This window comes from Comamonas sp. NyZ500, from assembly GCF_016772095.1.
GTDB classification, from domain to species: Bacteria; Pseudomonadota; Gammaproteobacteria; order Burkholderiales; family Burkholderiaceae_C; genus Comamonas; species Comamonas thiooxydans.
Genome location: NZ_JAEIJE010000011.1, coordinates 64,944 through 81,509, shown reverse-complemented (window position 1 = coordinate 81,509; position 16,566 = coordinate 64,944). Strand labels below are relative to the sequence as shown.

Sequence of the window (16,566 nt, the reverse complement as noted above, 5' to 3'; positions counted from 1 at the left end):
GGACGCCTGATTCTAAGAAGAGAGGGAAGCGCCCCAAATATGCCATGCGAGTGATGGTCAGAGGCTTTCCGGCAGATTGTAACGCAGACCCCATAAATCCAGTGCACCGGCCATGTCTTGTGGCAGCGGCGCATAGTGGACCAGCGGCTTTTTCGTCACAGGGTGCTCAAAGGCCAGCCTGAAGGCATGCAGTGCCTGGCGCTCCAGTCCGCCCTCGGGCTGGCCGCCATACAGCGTATCGGCTATCAGCGGATGACCGAGCGACGCCATGTGCACCCGGATCTGGTGCGTGCGGCCGGTGTGCAGCGTGCAGCGCACCAGGCTATGCGCTGCATCGCCATCGAGCAGATCGAAGTCGGTACGCGCCTGCTTGCCGGGGTGCAGATTCAGATCCACCACCGCCATGCGCAGGCGATTGCGCGGGTCACGGCCGATCGGCGCATCGACTTCGCGGCGCTTGCGGCTGCCCCATTGCTTGTGGGCAAGTGCCAGATACTGGCGACTCACCTCACGTGCAGCGATCATCTTGATGAGCGCATCCATGGTGCTTCGATTGCGCGCCACCACCATCAAACCGCTGGTGTCCTTGTCCAGCCGGTGAACAATGCCGGCGCGCGGCACCTGGCGCGCTTTTTCGTCACGCGCCAGCAGGCCGTTGAGCAGCGTGCCCGTCCAGTTGCCGGGCGCCGGATGCACCACCAGACCCGCAGGCTTGTTGATGACCAGCAGATCCTCGTCCTCATAGACCACCTGCAAATCCATGGTCTCGGGCTGGAAAGCCATGCTTTGCTGGGTGGGGCGCATTTCCACGCGCAGGCGGTCGCCCACGGCCACCTTGACCGAAGGCTTGAGCAGAACCTTACCGTTGAGCGTGACTGCACCGTCGGCCAGCAACTGCTGCAGATAGCTGCGCGAGAACTCGGACACCCCCAGCGCCAGCACCTTGTCCACACGCTGACCATGATGCTCGGTGCCGACCATGAGTTCGCGGTTCTCGACCTCGGCCGAGGCAATGGCGTCTTCGGCTGCTTCGTCCCAGCTCTGCTCGACCGCGTCAGAAGGCACAAGCCCCTGCGGGGCAGGGGCTTGTGCGGCTTGCTTGCGTTGCGAGGCCATGCTCAACGCGAAGGCAGATAACGCGAAGGATCGACAGGCTTGCCCTGGCGACGCACCTCGAAGTGCAGCTTGACGCGATCGGCATCGGTGCTGCCCATCTCGGCAATCTTCTGCCCCTTCTTCACGGCCTGATCTTCCTTGACCAGCAGAGACTGGTTGTGGGCGTAGGCGGTCAGATAGGTGTTGTTGTGCTTGAGGATGATGAGATTGCCGTAGCCACGCAGGCCGGCACCGGCATACACCACACGGCCATCGGCCGCAGCCAGCACGGGATCGCCGGCCTTGCCGCTGATGTCGTAGCCCTTGTTGCGCTGCTCGTCGAAGCCGGCAATCAACGAGCCGCTGGCAGGCCAGATGAAGTTCACATCATCGGCGCCCTTGGCAGCAGGCGCCGGGCTTGTTGCAGGCGTGGATGGCACTGGCGTTGCGCTTGCAGCCGGGGGAGTCACGGGTGTGGTCGTCGTTGCGGCGCTGCCACCGCCCACAACCACGGGCGCGACACCGCGACCCGAACCGGACGAGGCGACAGGCGCCTCGCGTCCGGGCGGCACCACACGCACCACCTGACCGACTTCAATCACGTTGGGATTGTCCAGATTGCTCCAGCGAGCAATGTCCTTCCAGCTCTGGCCGTGCTCCAGACCAATCCTGATCAGAGTGTCGCCAGGCTTGATGGTGTAGTAACCCGGCTTGCCGGCATTTTCAGCGCCGGGCAGCGACTTGACGTCCACAGTTGAAGACGAGGAGGCCGACTGTCCGCGATCCTCCACAGGAGCCCTGTTTGCCTGGGCAGCACAACCGGCCAGGATGACACCTGCCAGCACGGCCGTTCCCCATGCACCAAGACTTCGCGATACCAACATAAGCTATTCCCTTCTAGGCGATCCCCGATTTTAGAGGGACAAAGTTGACTGCTTCCAAAACTGTCTGCGTAAAACCGTGTGAACTCTTGTCAATCACCAGCAGTGCCTGCTTACCCGCACCCACCACGACCGGAGCCACCAGTCGCCCGCCCACCGCCAGTTGATCACACCACTCTTGCGGCACCACATCACCTCCGGCAGCGGAGATGATGCCCGCATAGGGCGCGCCACTGGCAAAACCCACCATGCCGTCACCGAGGATCAGATGCACATTGGACAGGCGCATGGGGCGCAGATGACCGCGCGCCTTCTCGTGCAGGCCACGCAGCCGCTCTATCGAATAAACCTCTTTGGTAAGCATGGACAGCACGGCCGCCTGGTAGCCGCAACCGGTGCCGATCTCCAGCACGCGCCCTTGCCCGTTGCGGGCCGCATCGGAGTCGAGCAGCAGCTCGATCATGCGGGCCACGATGCTGGGCTTGGAGATGGTCTGGCCCAGGCCGATAGGCAGACTGGTGTCTTCATAGGCCTGATTGACCAGAGCACTGTCGACAAAGCGGTGACGCTCCACCGTGGCCATGGCCTGCAGCACGGCAGGGTTGCTGACGCCGGCCGCACCGATGCGCTGGGCCATGCGGGCACGCACCGTGGATGAGTCCAGCCCCACGCCCACCGGCGAGGCGGCCACACGCAAGGGATTGATGGGCTTGGGAGCAACGGGCGGCCGTGCCGCGCCGGTGCCCGTCTGCACCGAGCGTGCAATCCAGCCCGGGACCTGAGGCGGACGACGCTCGCTCACGATGCCGCCGCCGATGTGTTGGATGGACCCGCCAGCTTGCTGGCCGTCTGCGCCCAATAGCCGAGGTTTTCATGATCGGTCAGATCCACCTTGAGCGGCGTCATGGAGACATGGCCGTGGGCCGTGGCATGGAAGTCCGTGCCTTCGGAATCGTCCTTTGCTGCGCCGGCACTGCCGATCCAGTACATGGTCTCGCCACGCGGACTCTGCTGCTGAATGGCCTGTTCGGCCGCATGACGGCGCCCCAGGCGACACAGCTTGACGCTTTTGAGAGCATGCAGCGGCATATTGGGAATATTCACGTTCAGCAGCCAGGGAGCTGTACCGATCAGCTGCTGGGCCTGCATCTCCTGAACCATCTGACGGGCTGTGGCAGCCGCCGCTTCCAGCTCGGCCCAGCCCTTGTCCACCTGCGAGAAGGCAATCGAGGGAATGCCGAACAGATAGCCTTCCATGGCCGCGCCCACGGTGCCCGAATAAATCGTGTCGTCGCCCATGTTGGCGCCGTTGTTGATGCCCGAGACCACCAGATCGGGCCGGTAGCCAAGCAGGCCGGTCAACGCGATATGCACGCAGTCTGCAGGCGTACCGTTCACATAGCGAAAGCCGTTATAGGCCTGGTGCACATACAGCGGTGCATTCAGCGTCAAGGCATTGGACTTGGCGCTGTTGTTGTGCTCGGGCGCCACCACTTCGACGTCTGCCACGGTGCGCAGCGCATCGTGCAGGGCCACGATGCCTGGGGCCTGGAAGCCATCGTCATTGCAAATAAGAATCTTCATGGATGAGGCGGATTGTAGGCGGCTCCAAGGTCACGACAGAGACACGCGGCATTCGCACCACACTTCTATCATCTGCGAGCCGATTCCCCCAATCTCACCTCAAGAAGATCAGGAGACAAGATATGCACGCATGGCTTTGCACCACACCCACCGGCGTCGAGACCCTGAAGTGGACCGAGCAGCCCACGCCACAGCCCGGCCCCGGCCAGGTGCTGCTGGAAGTCAAGGCCGCCAGCCTGAACTTTCCCGATCTGCTGATCGTGCAGAACAAATACCAGATCAAGCCGCCCCTGCCCTTTGTGCCGGGCTCGGAATATGCCGGCGTGGTGCAGGCCGTGGGCGAAGGGGTCAAACATCTCAAGCCAGGCCAGCATGTGGCCTGTCTTTCGGGCACGGGCGGGTTCGCCACGCATACGCTGGCACCCGCTGCCATGTGCATGCCGCTGCCGGCCGACTTCCCCTTTGTGGATGCAGCCGCCTTCATCATGACCTATGCCACCTCCCACCATGCGCTCATGGACCGAGGTCAGCTCAAGGCCGGCGAGACCGTACTCGTGCTGGGCGCGGCGGGCGGCGTGGGCACGGCAGCCATACAGATTGCCAAGGCGGCCGGCGCCCGGGTGATTGCCGCTGCCTCCACCGACGAGAAATGTGCGCTGTGCAAGGCCCAGGGCGCAGACCTCACCATCAACTACAGCCAGGGCGATCTGCGTGAAGCCATCAAGGCAGCGACAGACGGCAAGGGACCCGACGTGATCTACGATCCCGTAGGCGGCGATTTTGCCGAACCTGCCTTCCGCTCCATTGCCTGGCGCGGCCGCTATCTGATCATCGGATTTGCCTCCGGACCCATCCCCTCGCTGCCGCTGAACCTGCCTCTGCTCAAGGGCGCTTCCCTGGTCGGCGTGTTCTGGGGCGATTTCGCCAAGCGCGAGCCTCAAAACAATGCCGCCATGATGCAGGAGCTGTCTCAATGGTGGGCCCAAGGCAGGATCAAGCCCGTAATCGACCGCACCATGCCCATGAGCGAGCTGTTCGCGGCCTATGAGCGCATGGGCTCGCGCCAGGTACAGGGCAAGCTGGTGCTGGTCAACGCGTAAAGCTGCGGTAAACCGCGGCGATGCCTGTGGGGTCGGGGAGATACTTCCTGCCACTGGCTACAAAACCCCAACACCGCAGCATCGCCATGTTTTCTCCTCTTCACGCGCCTGCGCCGGATCGCCGGCGCTTTCTGATTGCCTCCAGCCTTGCCACGGCCGTGGGCGCCCTGCCCGCCTGGGTCCGTGCCACGGAATCACTGGCCCACAACCCGTTCACCCTGGGAGTGGCCAGCGGCGACCCGGAGCCCGACAACATCCTGATCTGGACGCGGCTGACAGCGCCTCTGGCCTATCTGGGCACAGCGGTCGCGCCAGACCTGGCAGCACAGACCGTGCATTGGGAAGTGGCACACGATGCCCAGTTCCGCCAGGCCGTGGCCCATGGGCAGACTCAGGCCAGTGCCGAATGGGGCCATGCCGTCCATGTGCAGGTCAACGGCCTGAGTCCGGACCGCTGGTATTTCTACCGCTTCCGCTGTGGCGACGCCTTCAGCACCACCGCACGCTGCCGTACCGCCCCGGCGCCCGGAGCAGATGTGCGCAAGCTGCGCCTGGCCGTAGCCTCCTGCCAGCGCTGGGAACACGGCTTCTACAGTGCCTGGGCCGACGCCGCGCAGGCCTCGCCCGATCTGGTGCTGTTTCTCGGTGACTACATCTATGAATATGCGCAGCCGGCCAAGCCCGATGGACTGGCGCGTGCGCAACCGCTGCGTACCGCCCAGACCTTGCAGGACTACCGCGACCGCTATGCGCTGCACAAAAGCGATGCTCATCTGCAGGCCGCCCATGCCGCGTGCAACTGGTCCGTCATCTGGGACGATCACGAGGTTGAAAACGACTATGTAGCCCAATACGGGCGAGGGGACAGTGCTCACTTTCTGGCAAGACGCATGGCGGCCTGGCAGGCTTTCTACGAAAACATGCCGCTGCGTGACAGCGCATTGCAGCGCAACTTTCAAGGCCTGGCGCTGTACCGCAGCCTGCAGTGGGGCAAGCTCGCCAGACTGCATCTGCTGGACGGCCGCCAGTACCGCGATCTGCAGGCCTGCCGCCCCGAGGGCAAGGCCAGCACCGGCACCGTGGACCCGGCCGAATGCCCCGCCCTGCAAGATCCGGCGCGCAGCTTTCTGGGCTGGGATCAGGAGCACTGGCTGGCCCGGCAGTTGCAGGACGATGCACGCGAAAGGGTCGACGCCACCCGCTGGAGCACCGTGGTGCAGACCACCTTGTTCTCGGCCCGCAAGCATCCCAATGGCAGGCAGTCGACCGACAGCTGGGACGGCTACCCTCAGGCCCGCCAGCGCCTGGTGCGCCAGATTTCAGAAAGCCAGCCGCGCAACAGCGTGCTGCTCGGCGGGGACATTCACCAGAACTATGTCTGCGCCATTGCGGCCCAGGCCGATCAGGCCCCGGACAGGGTCAATCCGGTAATTGCCAGCGAGTTCTGCGGCACCTCCATCAGCTCGCACAGCGGCACCACACAAGCCAGGGTCGATGCCATCGTGGCCCACAACCCTCAGGTGCTTTTCGCGCGCTGCGAGGAGCGCGGCTACAGCCTCGTGGATATCACGCCGCAGTCCATGACCACGGAGCTGCGCGCCGTGAGCAACCCGCTCCACGCCGACAGCAGCCTCTATACGCTGGCACGCTTTGTGGTCGAGGACCGCCGCCCCGGTCCTGTGAAGATCGCCTGATGCGCTGCGGCATACTCGGGTCATGCAAAACACACAGGCCTCGAGACCCGAACTTCCCCTGTGGCGCGGTACGGCGGCCGCCCTTCTGATCGCGGGGCTGCTCACAGGCTGCGGCCTGCCTCCCCTGCCGGATCGCATGGCCAGCGAGGCCCTGAGCGCCGAGCAGGCCCTGCAAACCCGGCTCGGCCAGGCGCTGGCGCCGCTGCAGCAGGCACATCCTGGACAGAGCGGCATCCATATGCTGGCCGATGCCCATGACGCCTATGCCGCCCGCGCCCTGCTGGCCCGAGCCGCGCAGCGCACGCTCGATGTGCAGTACTACATCTGGCGCAACGACACCACCGGCCATTTGCTGCTCGATGAGCTGCTGCTTGCGGCAGACCGCGGCGTGCGCGTGCGCCTGCTCTTGGACGATGGCGGCACCGGCGGCATGGACGCCACCCTGGCCGCCCTGGACCAGCACCCTCTAATAGAGGTGCGGCTATTCAACCCCTTTGCCCTGCGCACGCCCAAGGCGATTGGCTATGTGACGGACTTCGCACGCACCCAGCGGCGCATGCACAACAAGAGCTACACGGCCGACTCCTCCGCCACCATCGTGGGCGGGCGCAATATCGGCGACGAGTACTTTGCCGCCTCCGACGGCGTGCTGTTCGCCGACCTCGATGTGGTGGCCACAGGCTCGGTGGTGGGCGAGGTGGCAGCGGAATTCGACCGTTACTGGAACAGTCCCTCCGCCTACCCTGCAGCCAGCCTGCTGCCCGCCATGCCACAGCAAGCCGTGGACAAGGTCTATGCTGGCCTGCACGCCGATGTGAATCGCCCCGAATCACAGGCCTATGTGAAGGCCGTCAGCCGCAGCCGCTTCAGCACCGATTTGCTGGCAGGTCAACTGCCGCTGCAATGGGCCGAGACCACCCTGGTCAGCGACGACCCGGCCAAGGTCCTGCGCGAAGCCGCACCCGAGGACTTGCTGCTGTCCCAGCTCCAGCCGGTGATTGGCCAGCCACAGCAGTTGCTGGAGGTGGTGTCGCCCTATTTCGTGCCCACCCAGGCCGGAGTCGACGCCTTTGGCCATCTGCGCCAGCAAGGTGTGCGGGTGCGCATTCTGACCAATAGCCTGGAGGCGACCGATGTGGCCGTGGTGCATGCCGGCTACGAGAAATACCGCAAGCCACTGCTGAAAATGGGCGTGGAACTCTACGAGATGCGCCGTCAGATCGATCTGCGCAACCAGCCCGCAGCCAACGAGCCGGACAAGACACCAAGGAGCGAGCCTGCCGAAAAGACTCCCAAGCGCGAAGCCCCCTCACCTGCAGCGCTGAGCGGCAGCTCCGCCACCACGGGCAGTTCGGGCGCCAGCCTGCATGCCAAGACCTTCGCGGTCGACGGCAAGCAGCTCTTTGTCGGCTCCTTCAACTTCGATCCGCGCTCGGCCATGCTCAACACCGAAATGGGCGTGGTCATCAAAGACCCGGCCTTGAGCCAGCAGGTCAGCACCTCGCTGGATCAACATCTGCCGTACATGGCCTACAAGGTGCAACTGGACACGCAGGGCAGGCTGAGCTGGACGGGCCAGAGTCCGCAGCCGCCCCATGAAGCCCAGACCTTCAGTGCCGACCCCGGTACCAGTTGGTGGCAGCGCTTCATGGTGCGGGTGCTGAGCTGGCTGCCCATCGAAGGATTTTTGTAACTCAGTCCAGGCGGATGGAGGGCCGCAGCCGCGCGTTCATCAGGTCGATCAGCCACAGCAGGCCGCCGCGCCAGAAGCCGTAAAGCCGCGCCTGGTGCGAGCGGTACAGCATGATGTGGCTGAGCATGGCCATGCGGCCGCGGATCACGCCGCCGTTGAACAGGCCGAACTTGCCCAGCGAGCCATAGGCGTCGTAATGCGCAAGCGACACCAGGGCTCCAAAGTCACGATAGGCAAAGCCTACGGGTTTGGCACCGGGACGCTCCAGCACATGAGGCAGAGTCTCGATCAGATAGCGGGCTTGCTGGTGGGCAACCTGGGCCGTAGGAGGCAAGGCTTCCTGCTTGCCCGGCAGGGTATAGCTGGCGCAGTCGCCCAGGGCATAGATATCGGGGTCGCTGGTCTGCATCTCGTCATTGACCAGTAGCTGATTGCTGCGCGTGGTCTGCAAACCCAGCTGCATCAAGAATTCCGGGGCCTTTACCCCCGCTGCCCAGACACGCAGGCTGGCAGGAATCAGCTCGCCATTGGCCAGCTCGAAACCTTGCTCGGTCGCACGGCTGACGCGGCCGCCGACGATCACGGAAACGCCCAGGGCCTGCAGCCGCACACGTGTGGCTTCGGAGATCTCCTCGGGAAAGCTGGGCAGCAGGCGCGAGCCGGCCTCGATCAGCACGATGCGGAACTTGGCGGCCTCGCCCAAGGCGCCGTAGGCCGTGGCACTCTCTGCAAGCTGAACCAGCTCCGCCGCAAGCTCTACCCCCGTGGCGCCGCCGCCCACGATGGCGACCTGCAACTGTTCGCCGCTGGTCATGCAGCGCACCATGCGCAAACGAATTTCCTGGTTGAAGGCATCGGCCTTGCGGCGCGAATCGATCATGAAGCAATGCTCGTGCACACCAGGCGTGCCGAAGTCGTTGGCACCGCTGCCCACCGCAATCACCAGCTTGTCATAGGCAAGACGCCGACCCGCCACCAGCTCGCGGCCATCGGGTGCATAAATGGGGGCCAGCAGAATCTCGCGTGCCTCACGGTCCAGACCGCACATCTCGCCGGGCTGGTAGGCAAAGTCGGCATCGGTGGCCTGAGCAAGATAAGTGGTCTGCTGCTGGGCCAGATCGCGAGTGCCGGCTGCAATCGTGTGCAGCATGGGCTTCCAGACATGGGCGGAGTCGCTGTCCACCAGCGTCACCGTGTCAATGCTTTCACTCTTGAGCTTGCCGAGGGCCGTGGCCACCTCCAGCCCCGCCACACCACCGCCCACGACCACGATGCGGGCCGCATGCCCATTGCGTGGATGCTGTGGCTTTCGAGCTTGCGGCTCCTGGGATTCGGTGATGGGCTGCTCGCCCTGCTCTGCTTGATTGACTGCGTTTTCCATGAACGACCCTGACTCTGCGTCTGTTGTGACCGGACGCCAGAACATCTCAAGATATCTGGCACGCATTGATTGTTCTTCAATTTTTATAGCAGGAAACTCAATATGGACAAGGCAAATACTGATGATATATATCTTTTATAAGACTTGAGCTGCACGAATGCAAGGTCTGCCTTGAAAGCTTTCAATTTTCTGAATGACCCTGGCTGCAAGCAATGCCAATCAAGCGTGGCGCGCTATCAACTTCTTGAGCGCCATGTCGTACGACATGGCCTTAAAACCCCATTCGACGAACAGCGCTTGTCAAGCAGCGGCAAAACCGCGGCTTCAACCATGCAATTTTCTTTTGTCAATATACGAAACGTATACAGACCTTATGATGCTCGGCCATGGGAATCGTCAAAATTTCAGACCAGTTGCACGACCAGATTCGTGTCTCCAGCGCGGCCCTCGGCCGCTCCATCAATGCCCAGGCCGAGCACTGGCTGCGTGTAGGCCAGCTGGCCGAGCATCACCCCCAGCTCAATTACGAAGGCATCTGCGCCCTGCTGCTGCAACAAGCCGAGCGTGAGCTGCAGCCTGCCAGCGCCCATGAAGCCGACACAGTCGTGCGCCGCCCCCGTCCTGTGCGCCTGGTAGGAGGCATGCAATGAAGCGCGGCAAACAGAAAGTCGTGCCCATTCATGACGCCACCGACATCTACCTCTCGCGCAAGGCCGGCGGCCTGGCCGCCAAGGTGCTGGCCATGCTCACCCCTCATGTGCAGCCCGGCGTAAGCACAGAGGAACTGGACAAGATCTGCCACGACTACATCGTCAACGAGCTGAAATGCACTCCCACCAATGTGGGCTACTATGGTTTTCCCAAAACCGTGTGCACCTCCGTCAACCATGTGGTCTGCCACGGCATCCCCGATACCAAGCAGGTCCTCAAGGACGGCGACATCATCAATGTCGACGTCGCAGTAACCACGCCCGAAGGCTGGATCGGCGACACCAGCCGCATGTACTACGTGGGCCAGCCCAGCAATCTGGCCAGGCGCCTGGTCAACACCACCTATGAAGCGCTGGTGGCCGGCATCCGCGCCGTCAAGCCCGGGGCCACGCTGGGCGATGTAGGCCATGCCATCCAGACCGTGGCCCAGCGCGAACGCTTTTCCATCGTGCGCGAGTACTGCGGCCATGGCATCGGCAAGGTCTATCACGACGAGCCCCAGGTGCTGCACTACGGCACGCCCGGTCAGGGCCTGACGCTGCAGCCCGGCATGATCTTCACCATCGAGCCCATGCTCAACGCCGGCAAGGCCGCCACGCGCGAACTGGCGGACGGTTGGACCGTGATCACCAATGACAAATCGCTCTCCGCCCAGTGGGAGCATATGGTGCTGGTGACGGAGACCGGATTTGAGGTTCTGACCCCCTGGCCCGAAGGTACAGGCGACTACCCAGCCATCTGATCAAGCGCGGCGAACCGCGCGTATTGCCCTGGGCGAGGTGTGCACAGCCGCTGGATTTTGGCAATAACGGCCAGAAGCGGTCCGGGGTCTTGAAACCAGTCTGGAAACAGCCAGGCCCCAGCCGCACTACAGTGCCCGGCATGACAAATTACCTGTATCTGGGTCTGGCCATCATCTGCGAGGTGATTGCCACCTCCTTCCTCGCCAGGTCGGAAGGCTTCTCCAGGCTCGGCCCTACCGCGGTTTCCCTGGTCGGCTATGCGATTTCTTTCTATCTGCTGTCGCTGACGCTGCGTACCGTGCCCACGGGCGTGGCCTATGCGATCTGGTCCGGCGTGGGCATCGTGCTGGTCTCGGCCGTCGCCTATTTCTGGCAGGGCCAGAAGCTCGATGCCCCCGCTCTGGCCGGCATGGCCATGATTGTCGGCGGCGTGCTGGTGATCAATCTGTTTTCAAAGACCGCCGGTCACTGATCGCCATCGCTGCTGAAGTCATCTGCTGACTGCGTCAGATCCTGTAGCCACTGCATGCTGGCGCGCAGTTCCTCGGGCCGTATCTCATGGGCGCCTGGATACTCGTGATAGCTCAGTTGCAAGGGCAAGGAGGCCAGACGGTCACGCACGGCATGGGCGCTGGTCAGCGGAATCACATTGTCATAAGTCCCGTGGCTGACCCAGGCCGACTTGCCCTCGAATGCGGCAGCGGGCGCGTGCAGCGACGCGATCTCGGGCAATAGACGGCTGTGCCAGACCAGTGCGGCACGCAAGGTCTGGGGCTGGGTCAGCAACTGGCTCAGGCTCATGATGCCGCCCTGGCTGAAGCCCCCCAGCACCACCCGCTCGGGCGGAATGTCCAGCTGCTGCGCGGCCTGCTCCACCGTCTGCTGCAGCAAGATACGCGCCTGCTGCTCCTGCGGCACATTGATATGGCGCGTGCCATCGGCATCCACGGTGAACTGAAACCAGGCGTAGGCGCCCATGCCCATGGCAAAGGGCGCGCGCAGACTGAGCACATGAAATTGCGGCGGCACATAGGGCACTAGGCCGAACAGGTCCTGCTCATTGCTGCCCACGCCATGCATGAGCACCAGCAGCCAGGCAGGCCGACCGGCGGCAAGCTGCGCGGGCCGCTCCAGATAAGTCAAAGGCAATGTGCTCATGGACAACTCCCGAAGGCAGCACGGAATTTGATGGGGAACAGGCTGTAGCGCTTTTGCATTCTGCGACTGCAGCTATCAAAACAATATAGCGCAGACCCGCAGCCGGCTGACCGATCCGCACCCGGCCCGACAGGGTACGCGCATGCCTTTTGATACAGTTGACTGGCCTAAGCGTGGCGTTGCCGCTACACAAGCTCAGTCATGCACCCGCCCGCGCAATGCCTTGATGCCGGAGCGCAGGCTTTTGCCCTGCAGGCGTCTTTGCTGTGAGCCCCAGGTCGGCTTGGTGGGCTTGCGCGGGCGTGGCGGCCTGGCAACCGTGGCCACCAACGCATTGAGGCGCTGCAGCCCATCCCACAGGTTGTGCTCCTGAGTACGGTATTTTTGCGCCTTGATGACCACCACTCCATCGGTGGTGATGCGCGAGTCGCCCAAAGCCAGCAAGCGCTGCTGTACATCGACCGGCAGACGCGAGGCTCGAACGTCAAAGCGCAGATGCACGGCGCTGGCCACCTTGTTCACATTCTGGCCGCCCGGGCCTTGAGCGCGCACGGCGCTCCATTGCACATCGGCTTCGGTCAGCTCGAAGGCGGCCGCATTGCTCACGACAGAGCCTCCTGCAGCGTAGCGCAGAAGGTGGCCGGATCCTCGTGCTGTACCCAATGGCCGACGTTCCGCATCACCTGCCAGTCCAGCGCCCCCCGGCACTGACGCTGCATCAGCAGTTGCAGCTCGGCCAGGCAGCCCGCATACAGAGGGTCATGCTCGCCATAGATCGCCGCCACCGGCACCTTGATACGGGTCAGGGCCCGGACCAGCACATCGGTGCGCGACAGCCGCCTGCGCGGCAGCCGGTCACGCGCCACATTGAGCGCATACAGAGCCAGCGTCTCCTCATCAATCAGCGCCGCATCATGCAGCATGAGGGCCGCGATATTGTGGCGATGGGCCTGCATCTGGGCCTCCAGCCCCTGCAGGTGGCGCCAGCCCAGCAGGCGCACGCTGCGTCCTTCGGTCATTCCCATGCCGGGAGCGCCGACCACCACCAGCCTCCGGGCCAGTTCCGGATGCTCGGCGGCCAGCAGACCGACAGTCATGCCGCCAAAGGAAAAACCGACCAGATCGCAGACCGGACCCGTGTCGGCATTGCCCAGCAGTTGCCGGATGCCATAGGCCAGGGGCTCCAGCATGGTGTCCACATCCATGCCGCCGGGCACGCCATCGGATTCGCCAAAACCCGGCAGATCGGCCAGCCACAGGCTGTAGCCCGCCTCGGTCAGCGGCTCAATCACGCGCAACCAATGCGTCCAGCTACCGCTGCCGCCATGCAGCAGCACCAGCGGCAGGCCGCGCTGCGCCACCCCAGCCGGGGGCTGCCAGCCATGCCAGATCATCGCGCCGCTGTCGGCAGCTTCTCCAAGCCGGGTCTGCACGCGCTGCGCCGTGGCCTGCAACCGGGCAATCGCTGGTGGCACGTCGACCCCCAGCTCCTGCGAGACCTGCTCCAGCGAACAGGCTGCTTCAACCGCCGATGTCACCACTGCGCCACCGCATCGATGGCCAGACCGTAGCCTGCCACGCCGAAGCCGCACATCACGGCGCGCGCCGTGGCCGACAGATAGGAATGGTGGCGAAAGCTCTCACGCGCATGGACATTGCTGATGTGCAACTCCACCAGCGACACGGCCGTGCCCTTGACGGCATCGAGAATTGCCACACTGGTATGGGTGTAGGCCGCCGCATTCATGATCAGCGCCTGCAACTCCCCCTTGGCGTGCAACCGGCCTGCCTCGTGAATCCAGTCCACCAGCTCGCCCTCATGGTTGCTCTGGCGGAATTCCAGCTTCAAGCCATGGCGCAGGCAAGCATCCTCGCAGAGCTTCTGAACATCGGCCAACGTGGCCGATCCATAGATGCCGGGTTCGCGCATGCCCAGCAGATTGAGATTGGGGCCATTGAGGACATAGACGGTTTTCACGGAAGCACTCTCCTGATTTTTGAGGACTGCCCGGATTATGCGAGCGCTGCAACCGACCCGCAGGCATAAAAAAACGGCTGCCTGGGCAGCCGTCTGTGGTGCAGAGTCTTTCAGGGCTCTGTCATCGATGCCATCAACGATAGTGATGATGATGGCGATGACCACGCCAGCGCGGGCCGCCACCGTAATAGACCGGGCCGGGCACGACCATCACGGGTGCGGGACGATACACGGGCGGCGGCGGCGCGTAGTAGACCGGTGCCGGAGGCGCATAGTAGACAGGGCGCGGCGGCATATAGACCGGGGCCGGCGCCATATAGGGTGTGGCGTAAACGGGAGCGCCGACGCCCACGGCCACGCCGGGCACGCCGATGCCGACCGACAGGCTGACGCCGCCATGTGCCTGGGCGCCTGCGGCAGCCATCAAGCCTGCAATAGCGATAGAGCCAGCGGCAAGCAGCTTGGCCATGCGGGGGGAAGTTGTTCTGGACATCACAATCTCTCCTCTGTTTATGTGTCACCGAGGGCAAGCCTGCAGATCTGTGCAGCGCCTTCGGCCCTTGGGGATATAACGTTTCAGAGTCCCGTCAGGATGGCACGGTTCCTCCAAAACATTGTGTCCAAATGCACACGAGGCAAAGCTGCAGTGTCCGCAGATCGACATGAGGTCATGACAGCCGGCCTAAAATGGTGCAATGAGCTCTGCTGACGCCTCCAAATCCAACAACTCCGCCCCTGAAGCGGTCAAGCCAACCAATTTCCTGCGCCAGATTATCGAATCGGATCTGGACAAGGGCACTTATGCCACCCGTCACTGGGGCGGCGCGCCCGGCGATGCCCAGCATCACCAAAGCGGCCAGGTCGACGAAGCCAAGATCCGCACCCGCTTTCCGCCAGAGCCCAACGGCTATCTGCACGTGGGTCATGCCAAGTCCATCTGCCTGAACTTCGGTCTGGCCCGCGACTTCGGCGGCGTCTGCCATCTGCGCTTCGACGACACCAATCCCGAAAAGGAAGACCAGGAATATGTGGACGGCATCATCGATGCCGTGCGCTGGCTGGGCTTCGACTGGAAGGATGCCGACGGACACGAGAACCTCTACTTCGCCAGCAATTACTTCGACTTCATGTACCGCTGCGCGGTCTACCTGATCGAGCAGGGCCTGGCCTACGTGGACGAGCAGTCGGCCGACGAGATGAAGGCCAACCGCGGCGACTTCACGCGTCCCGGCGTGAACAGCCCCTTCCGCGACCGCTCCGTGGCCGAAAACCTGCAGCGCTTTGCCGACATGAAGGACGGCAAGCTGGCCGATGGCGCCGCAGTGCTGCGCGCCAAGATCGACATGGCCGCGCCCAATATCAATCTGCGCGACCCGGCCATCTACCGCGTGCGCCACGCCGAGCATCACAACACTGGCAATCAGTGGTGCATCTACCCGATGTATACCTTTGCGCACCCCATCGAGGATGCCTACGAGCACATCACCCACTCCATCTGCACGCTGGAGTTCGAGGATCAGCGCCCCTTCTACGACTGGCTGCTGAACCACCTGCGCGAAGGCGGTCTGATCGACGCCCCCCAGCCCCGCCAGTACGAGTTCTCGCGCCTGAACCTCACCTATGTGATCACCAGCAAGCGCAAGCTCAAGCATCTGGTGGACAACCAGTTCGTCACCGGCTGGGACGACCCGCGCATGCCCACCGTGGTCGGCCTGCGCCGCCGCGGCTACACGCCAGCGTCCATCCGCAACTTCTGCGAACGCATCGGCGTGACCAAGGACTACGCCTGGATCGACTACGGCACGCTGGACGGCTGTCTGCGTGAAGATCTGGAAAACAAGGCACACCGCGCCATGGTCGTGCTGGACCCGGTCAAGCTCGAACTCAGCAACTGGGCCGAAGTGTTTGGCAGCGCCGAACATCTGGAGGACTGCCACCTGCCCGCCCTGCCCCACGCGGCAGAGGGTGAAGCTGTGCCAGAGCGCCGTTTCACCCTTGGCCGCGAAGTCTGGATCGAGCGCGAAGACTTTGCCGAAGTGCCGCCCAAGGGCTACAAGCGCCTGTTCCCCGGCAACAAGGTCCGCCTCAAGGGCGGCTATGTGATCGAATGCACGGGCGCCGAAAAGGACGCCGATGGCAATGTGACCAAGGTGCTGGCCACCGTGGTGCCCGACACCAAGAGCGGCACACCGGGCGCCGACAGCGTCAAGGTCAAGGCCGCCATCACCTGGGTGGGCGTGGCCGACGGCCTGCAGGCCGAAGTGCGCATGTATGACCGTCTGTTCACCGACCCGCAGCCCGATGCAGGCGGCAAGGACTTCCTGGCCCTGCTGAACCCCGACAGCCTGAAGGTCGTCACCGCCTATGTGGAGCCTTCGCTCAAGGCGGCCCTGGCTGACGACAAGTTCCAGTTCGAGCGCTTTGGCTACTTTGTGGCCGACCGCAAGGATCACCGCAGCGACAAGCCCGTGTTCAACAAGATCACCGGACTCAAGGACAGCTGGGGCAAGTAAACGCTCCAGCCAGTTTCAGCAAGGCTGCCAGGATT

General features: G+C 63.5%; 17 protein-coding genes. 7 read left to right on the top strand and 10 right to left on the bottom strand.

Going from position 1 to position 16,566, the window contains the following annotated elements; translation table 11 throughout:
• Positions 1-57: 57 nt before the first annotated feature.
• The 4 genes from JAO85_RS16710 to surE are packed head-to-tail and all read right to left on the bottom strand — an operon-like array spanning position 58 to position 3,560.
• Positions 58-1,116, bottom strand: coding sequence for an RluA family pseudouridine synthase (locus JAO85_RS16710; RefSeq protein WP_039048788.1), 1,059 nt, complete (start codon positions 1,114-1,116; stop codon positions 58-60).
• Positions 1,117-1,118: 2 nt separating this feature from the next.
• Positions 1,119-1,979, bottom strand: a complete 861-nt coding sequence (locus JAO85_RS16705; protein ID WP_003063839.1) for a peptidoglycan DD-metalloendopeptidase family protein — start codon at positions 1,977-1,979, stop codon at positions 1,119-1,121.
• 13 nt (positions 1,980-1,992) lie between these two features.
• Entirely contained in the window at positions 1,993-2,778 is a 786-nt protein-coding gene (locus tag JAO85_RS16700) for a protein-L-isoaspartate(D-aspartate) O-methyltransferase (RefSeq protein ID WP_034361763.1), read from the bottom strand.
• The gene (surE, locus tag JAO85_RS16695) at positions 2,775-3,560 is read right to left on the bottom strand and encodes a 5'/3'-nucleotidase SurE (protein WP_003063843.1); all 786 of its coding nucleotides are present in this window, start codon (positions 3,558-3,560) and stop codon (positions 2,775-2,777) included. Before surE ends, JAO85_RS16700 begins: the two co-directional genes overlap by 4 nt.
• Positions 3,561-3,682: 122 nt before the next feature.
• On the opposite strand from surE, the gene JAO85_RS16690 reads away from it, so the two are divergent.
• The 3 genes from JAO85_RS16690 to JAO85_RS16680 all read left to right on the top strand — a co-directional run bounded on the left by JAO85_RS16690 (position 3,683) and on the right by JAO85_RS16680 (position 8,047).
• Positions 3,683-4,660, top strand: coding sequence for an NADPH:quinone oxidoreductase family protein (locus JAO85_RS16690; protein WP_202788568.1), 978 nt, complete (start codon positions 3,683-3,685; stop codon positions 4,658-4,660).
• An 86-nt stretch (positions 4,661-4,746) separates the two neighbouring features.
• Positions 4,747-6,354, top strand: a complete 1,608-nt coding sequence (locus JAO85_RS16685) for an alkaline phosphatase (protein ID WP_202788567.1) — start codon at positions 4,747-4,749, stop codon at positions 6,352-6,354.
• Positions 6,355-6,376: 22 nt separating this feature from the next.
• Entirely contained in the window at positions 6,377-8,047 is a 1,671-nt protein-coding gene (locus JAO85_RS16680) for a phospholipase D family protein (RefSeq protein ID WP_012839184.1), read from the top strand.
• A 1-nt stretch (position 8,048) separates the two neighbouring features.
• Here the strand turns inward: JAO85_RS16680 and JAO85_RS16675 are convergent, their stop codons facing one another.
• A complete protein-coding gene (locus tag JAO85_RS16675; RefSeq protein ID WP_012839185.1) occupies positions 8,049-9,428 on the bottom strand; it encodes an NAD(P)/FAD-dependent oxidoreductase in 1,380 nt (459 codons plus the stop codon).
• A 386-nt stretch (positions 9,429-9,814) separates the two neighbouring features.
• On the opposite strand from JAO85_RS16675, the gene JAO85_RS16670 reads away from it, so the two are divergent.
• From JAO85_RS16670 to JAO85_RS16660, 3 genes are all read left to right on the top strand, one after another.
• The gene (locus JAO85_RS16670) at positions 9,815-10,078 is read left to right on the top strand and encodes a ParD-like family protein (RefSeq protein ID WP_003063854.1); all 264 of its coding nucleotides are present in this window, start codon (positions 9,815-9,817) and stop codon (positions 10,076-10,078) included.
• Positions 10,075-10,881: a type I methionyl aminopeptidase gene (gene map, locus JAO85_RS16665; RefSeq protein WP_039048783.1), complete on the top strand. Its 807-nt coding sequence runs from the start codon at positions 10,075-10,077 to the stop codon at positions 10,879-10,881. Before JAO85_RS16670 ends, map begins: the two co-directional genes overlap by 4 nt.
• A gap of 140 nt (positions 10,882-11,021) precedes the next feature.
• The gene (locus tag JAO85_RS16660; protein WP_034359382.1) at positions 11,022-11,354 is read left to right on the top strand and encodes an SMR family transporter; all 333 of its coding nucleotides are present in this window, start codon (positions 11,022-11,024) and stop codon (positions 11,352-11,354) included.
• On the opposite strand, the gene JAO85_RS16655 is transcribed toward JAO85_RS16660, so the two are convergent.
• The 5 genes from JAO85_RS16655 to JAO85_RS16635 form a co-directional block, all read right to left on the bottom strand.
• Positions 11,348-12,040, bottom strand: a complete 693-nt coding sequence (locus JAO85_RS16655; RefSeq protein ID WP_039048782.1) for an alpha/beta hydrolase — start codon at positions 12,038-12,040, stop codon at positions 11,348-11,350. The two genes, JAO85_RS16660 and JAO85_RS16655, sit on opposite strands and share 7 nt — an antisense overlap.
• Positions 12,041-12,235: 195 nt before the next feature.
• The gene (arfB, locus tag JAO85_RS16650; protein ID WP_003063861.1) at positions 12,236-12,646 is read right to left on the bottom strand and encodes an alternative ribosome rescue aminoacyl-tRNA hydrolase ArfB; all 411 of its coding nucleotides are present in this window, start codon (positions 12,644-12,646) and stop codon (positions 12,236-12,238) included.
• A complete protein-coding gene (locus JAO85_RS16645; RefSeq protein ID WP_202788566.1) occupies positions 12,643-13,581 on the bottom strand; it encodes an alpha/beta hydrolase in 939 nt (312 codons plus the stop codon). The genes arfB and JAO85_RS16645 overlap by 4 nt, the downstream gene beginning before the upstream one ends.
• Complete coding sequence (gene aroQ / locus JAO85_RS16640) at positions 13,575-14,018, bottom strand: type II 3-dehydroquinate dehydratase (RefSeq protein ID WP_202788565.1); 444 nt, start codon at positions 14,016-14,018, stop codon at positions 13,575-13,577. Before aroQ ends, JAO85_RS16645 begins: the two co-directional genes overlap by 7 nt.
• Positions 14,019-14,151: 133 nt before the next feature.
• Positions 14,152-14,487, bottom strand: a complete 336-nt coding sequence (locus JAO85_RS16635; protein ID WP_003063865.1) for a hypothetical protein — start codon at positions 14,485-14,487, stop codon at positions 14,152-14,154.
• A gap of 226 nt (positions 14,488-14,713) precedes the next feature.
• Between JAO85_RS16635 and JAO85_RS16630 the strand changes: the two genes are divergently transcribed.
• A complete protein-coding gene (locus tag JAO85_RS16630; protein ID WP_039048779.1) occupies positions 14,714-16,531 on the top strand; it encodes a glutamine--tRNA ligase/YqeY domain fusion protein in 1,818 nt (605 codons plus the stop codon).
• Positions 16,532-16,566: the final 35 nt, after the last annotated feature.

What these genes read in the sequence shown, in the direction of transcription:
- JAO85_RS16710 (WP_039048788.1), bottom strand. Translation starts at nt 1,116, where the DNA reads ATGGCCTCGCAACGCAAGCAAGCCGCACAAGCCCCTGCCCCGCAGGGG.
- JAO85_RS16705 (WP_003063839.1), bottom strand. Translation starts at nt 1,979, where the DNA reads ATGTTGGTATCGCGAAGTCTTGGTGCATGGGGAACGGCCGTGCTGGCA.
- surE (WP_003063843.1), bottom strand. Translation starts at nt 3,560, where the DNA reads ATGAAGATTCTTATTTGCAATGACGATGGCTTCCAGGCCCCAGGCATC.
- JAO85_RS16690 (WP_202788568.1), top strand. Translation starts at nt 3,683, where the DNA reads ATGCACGCATGGCTTTGCACCACACCCACCGGCGTCGAGACCCTGAAG.
- JAO85_RS16685 (WP_202788567.1), top strand. Translation starts at nt 4,747, where the DNA reads ATGTTTTCTCCTCTTCACGCGCCTGCGCCGGATCGCCGGCGCTTTCTG.
- JAO85_RS16680 (WP_012839184.1), top strand. Translation starts at nt 6,377, where the DNA reads ATGCAAAACACACAGGCCTCGAGACCCGAACTTCCCCTGTGGCGCGGT.
- JAO85_RS16675 (WP_012839185.1), bottom strand. Translation starts at nt 9,428, where the DNA reads ATGGAAAACGCAGTCAATCAAGCAGAGCAGGGCGAGCAGCCCATCACC.
- JAO85_RS16670 (WP_003063854.1), top strand. Translation starts at nt 9,815, where the DNA reads ATGGGAATCGTCAAAATTTCAGACCAGTTGCACGACCAGATTCGTGTC.
- map (WP_039048783.1), top strand. Translation starts at nt 10,075, where the DNA reads ATGAAGCGCGGCAAACAGAAAGTCGTGCCCATTCATGACGCCACCGAC.
- JAO85_RS16660 (WP_034359382.1), top strand. Translation starts at nt 11,022, where the DNA reads ATGACAAATTACCTGTATCTGGGTCTGGCCATCATCTGCGAGGTGATT.
- JAO85_RS16655 (WP_039048782.1), bottom strand. Translation starts at nt 12,040, where the DNA reads ATGAGCACATTGCCTTTGACTTATCTGGAGCGGCCCGCGCAGCTTGCC.
- JAO85_RS16635 (WP_003063865.1), bottom strand. Translation starts at nt 14,487, where the DNA reads ATGGCCAAGCTGCTTGCCGCTGGCTCTATCGCTATTGCAGGCTTGATG.
- JAO85_RS16630 (WP_039048779.1), top strand. Translation starts at nt 14,714, where the DNA reads ATGAGCTCTGCTGACGCCTCCAAATCCAACAACTCCGCCCCTGAAGCG.